Raw genomic sequence first — 2559 nt, 5'->3', positions numbered from 1 at the left:
GCGGGTGGAGGTCGAGCTGAAGTTGATGGTTGCGGTGCTGCCGCTGGCGGGGTTGCCCGCTCGGCGTCTGCCCCCGCCCCGGCCCGGCCCGGCCCCGGCCCACCTCGGCGATCTTGCAGTTTCTGTCGCTGTTTTGCGTGGAATAGCCCTTATGCCGGAGCAGAAAGTGCAAGATCGCGTGGGCGGGGGGCGTGACGGGGGGCGCTCAGCGCGCCAGGGTGATGATCTCGTCGCCGGCCAGCCGCCCGGACTCGCGTTCGCGTCGCACGGCGCCGGCGTCGACAAGCTCGACGAGCGCCTGGTTGGCGTCGGCGGCACGGTAGACGGTCGCGGTGAGGGTGTGCCGGCGCAGCTCGGTCACCGGCCGCGGCCCGCCCGCCCGCAACTCGGCCAACAGCTCGTGGGCCAACGGTTCGAGGTCGGGATCACCGACCACGTCGACAGTCGTGCCGGTCGGGTCCAGCGGGTCGCGGTAGCGCACGCCGAGGTCCGCGGCGACCGCCCAGAGCGCGTCACGGACCGCCTCCAGGCTCCGGTCGGAGCGGCTGCCGAACGCGACCACCCCGGCGGCCTCTCCGCCGGACAGCACCGGTGCCACCTCGGCGACCAGGGGGAAGCCGGCAGAGACGAGCACGTCTCGGGCGCTGTCGGCGGTGTGCAGCAGCAGCTCTCCGGTCCGGCCGTTGGTAGCGGCGGTGAGCAGCTTCGGCGTCACGGCGCCGGGCAGATCCACGAAGGAGAACAGCGGCGCGCCGGCCGCCCCGGCGGCCTTCACCGCGACCGGCAGCCGGTACGGCTCACCGGGCAGCAGGTGCACTGTGACCTCGGCGGGCAGCTCCGCCTCGATCGGGCCCAGTCGGGCCGGCAGGTCGGCGGCGGCATCGGCCAGCACCAGCAGCGTCACCTGCCGGCCGCGCACCTGGTCACCGTGCGTGGCGACCAGGCGCAGCGCGGCCTCCACGCTGCCCGCGTCGGCGCCCGCGAGGGCTATGGTGGCCCGCCGGGAGCGGTCCAGGGCCGCGGGCAGCCAGGTCGTCAACTGGCGGACCAGCAGCTCGCGGAGGAAATCAGTGGTCCGGTCGGTCGGCATCGGTCCGTTCTACAGCACGGGCGGTCAGGCCGGGACGGAGATCCCCACCCCGCCCCGGGTCTGCCCGCCGTAACGCTGCCGCTCGGCGTCCAGGTCGAGCCGACCGATCTGCTTGCGGGCGGCCAGCGCGGTGTCGTCGAGCAGGTCGGCCGGGATCAGCCAGACCACCTCGAACTCGAGACCGTCCGGGTCCTTGCCGTAGAGGCTCTTGGTCGTGCCGTGGTCGGAGGTGCCGCCCAGTGCGCCGGCAGCGGCGAGCCGCTCGGCGGTGGCGGCCAGCTCGTCGAGCGTGTCCACCTCCCAGGCGAGGTGGTAGAGGCCGACGGTGGACCGGCCGGCTGTCGACCGCCCGGCGCCCGCGCCGATCTCGAAGAGGCCGAGGTCGTGGTCGTTGGTGGAGTCGGGGGCCTGGAGGAAGGTGGCGCCCCGGAAGCCGTCCGGGGTCATCGCCACCGGGCGGAAGCCCAGCACGTCGCTGTAGAACTCGACGCTGCGGGCGAGGTCACTGACGTAGAGGACCGCGTGGTTGAGCCGGTGGATACCCATGACCCGAGGCTAGCGCGGTTTAGTTGAACATTCAACCATCGGGAGTATGATGGCGGTCATGACCCGCTGGTTGGACCCCGACGAGCAGCGCACCTGGCGCGCGTACCTCACCGCCTCCCGGGTGCTGATGGACACTCTCGACCGTGAGCTGCAACGCGACGCGGGCATGCCGCACGCGTACTACGAGATCCTGGTCCAGCTCTCCGAGGCCCCCGGTCGTCAACTGCGCATGAGCCAGTTGGCGCAGGCCGCGGGGTCGTCGCGCAGCCGGCTCTCGCACGCCGTGGCCCGGCTGGAGGCCGCCGGCTGGGTGCGCCGCGAGGACTGCCCCACCGACCGGCGCGGGCAGATCGCGCTGCTCACCGACGAGGGTTTCGCCACCCTCGCGGCCGCCGCACCCGGCCACGTCGAGGGGGTACGCCAACACCTGTTCGACGCGTTGAGCCCCGCCCAGGTCGACCAGCTGCGCCGGATCAGCGAGACCCTGGCCGAGCACCTGACCGGATCCTGACCAATCGACACCGGCGCGGGTCTTGTACTTACCGTCGTCGGATGAGCACGATGGGGCGTGTCTTCCGGCTTCGGTGAACTGACTGATCAGGCGCACCACCTCGTGTCCTCCGGCGATCTTGCCGGAGCGCAGCAACTGCTGTCCGACGCGCTCACCGACGCCGACCCCCGCCCGGCCAACGCCACCCCCGAGCTGGCCGAGGCTGCCAGCCTCCAGGCGCGGGTGCTGATCGCCCTCGGCGAGCCGCACTCGGCCCGTGGGTGGGCCGCCTTCGCGTACGCGGCCACCACCCGCCTGCACGGCCGCGCCGACCCGCGCACCGACGCCGCCCGGTTCGAGTTCGGCGTACGCCGGCAAGGCACCCCGCAGGTCCCGCACTGGTCGTTCGTCATGAAGGACACCTCGGCGCAGA

The 2559-nt window shown here is 72.8% G+C and carries 3 protein-coding genes and 1 pseudogene; 2 read left to right on the top strand and 2 right to left on the bottom strand.

Translation table 11 applies throughout. The features are described from left to right. Positions 1–205: 205 nt before the first annotated feature. Both AB0C20_RS35955 and AB0C20_RS35950 read right to left on the bottom strand, forming a co-directional pair. The gene (locus tag AB0C20_RS35955; RefSeq protein WP_357569693.1) at positions 206–1090 is read right to left on the bottom strand and encodes a hypothetical protein; all 885 of its coding nucleotides are present in this window, start codon (positions 1088–1090) and stop codon (positions 206–208) included. Positions 1091–1114: 24 nt separating this feature from the next. After that, complete coding sequence (locus AB0C20_RS35950; RefSeq protein WP_357191691.1) at positions 1115–1636, bottom strand: VOC family protein; 522 nt, start codon at positions 1634–1636, stop codon at positions 1115–1117. A 49-nt stretch (positions 1637–1685) separates the two neighbouring features. On the opposite strand from AB0C20_RS35950, the gene AB0C20_RS35945 reads away from it, so the two are divergent. Further along, a complete protein-coding gene (locus AB0C20_RS35945) occupies positions 1686–2147 on the top strand; it encodes a MarR family transcriptional regulator (protein ID WP_357191713.1) in 462 nt (153 codons plus the stop codon). Between the two features lie 57 nt (positions 2148–2204). Next, positions 2205–2559 (top strand): annotated as a pseudogene (locus tag AB0C20_RS35940) (hypothetical protein); the annotation flags it as partial.

Origin of the sequence: Micromonospora sp. NPDC048843 (genome assembly GCF_040649965.1) — a bacterium.
Classification (GTDB): Bacteria; Actinomycetota; Actinomycetes; order Mycobacteriales; family Micromonosporaceae; genus Micromonospora; species Micromonospora hortensis.
This window is presented reverse-complemented; position numbering and strand designations above follow the sequence as displayed.